The sequence below is a fragment of the Kitasatospora sp. NPDC059973 genome (genome assembly GCF_042737525.1).
In the GTDB taxonomy this organism is placed as follows: Bacteria; Actinomycetota; Actinomycetes; order Streptomycetales; family Streptomycetaceae; genus Kitasatospora.
Window position 1 is genome coordinate 1 of the sequence record NZ_JBHWUI010000373.1, and the last position, 1043, is coordinate 1043.

At 77.9% G+C, this 1043-nt stretch carries 1 protein-coding gene; it reads right to left on the reverse strand.

Annotated elements, in window-relative coordinates; genetic code table 11:
- The coding region (locus tag ACFWA9_RS39210; RefSeq protein WP_380394383.1) for a sigma-70 family RNA polymerase sigma factor at positions 1-730 on the reverse strand (730 nt) is incomplete at its 3' end.
- Positions 731-1043 lie beyond the last annotated feature (313 nt).

Sequence of the window (1043 nt, forward strand, 5' to 3'; positions counted from 1 at the left end):
GGCGGACCCCTGCCGGGGCGGCGCCGCGGCCCGCTTCCGGCGAGCGCGGCGCGCTCCCGGCCGGTGGCCGGCCCGGGCGGCCGGTGCCGGGGGACGGCTGGGCCGGCACTCCCCCCGGGCGCGCTCCGCCCCGGTCCGGCAGTGCGAACGCGGCCCGGAGCCGGGTCAGGCCGTCGCGGATCCGGGTCTTGACGGTGCCCAGCGGCACCTCCAGCCGGTGCGCGATCTCGCGCTGCGAGTACCCGCCGAAGTAGGCCAGCACCACCGCCTCGCGCTGGACGCCGCTCAGACCCGCGAGTGCCGACCGGACCCGCAGCCGGTCCAGCGAGCGGACGGCCTGTTCGTCCGGCGGGTCGGCCTCCGTGGCGTCCCGGCGGGCGAGGCTCCGGTCGCGCTCGGTGGCCGCCCGGGCGGCGCGGGCGCGGTCCACGGCCCGGTGATGCGCGATGGTCAGCACCCACGTCAGCACGGACCCGCGCTCGGGCCGGTAGGCCGCGGCCGTGCGCCACACTTCGAACAGGACCTCCTGGGCGACCTCCTCGGCGTGGGCCGGATCGCGCAGCGTCCGCAGCGCGGTTCCGTACACCGGCCCGGCGACCGCGCGGTAGAGCTGCTCGAACGCCGCCTCGTCGCCGCGCGCCGAGCGGGCCAGGAGCCGCGGCAGGTCGTCGCCGGCCGGCGCCGCCCGCTGGAGGGGGACGCCGACACAGGTCCGCGTAGGTGGGGTCACGTCCCCACGCTGCAGCGATTCCGCTCCCTAGGCCCAGTCGAATCGTTTGTGCAGCGTTTTGCGTTTCGCGCCGCCCGGGGTCGGCGCCGCGCCGCCGACCGTGCCCGAGAGGACGCCGGAGCGGCAGCGTGCCATGCTTGCGCGGACATGCCAGCACCCGCCCGCCGGATCGGCCGAAACCCGGCCCACCTGCCCGTCGCTTGACACCCAGGTCGTCTGACGGTCCATCAGGCACCTCCCACTCCCCCGCCGGCCCGAAGCCTCACCGCACCCCCGCCCAACCGCCGATGGTCCGCACCGGGCGGTGCGGACC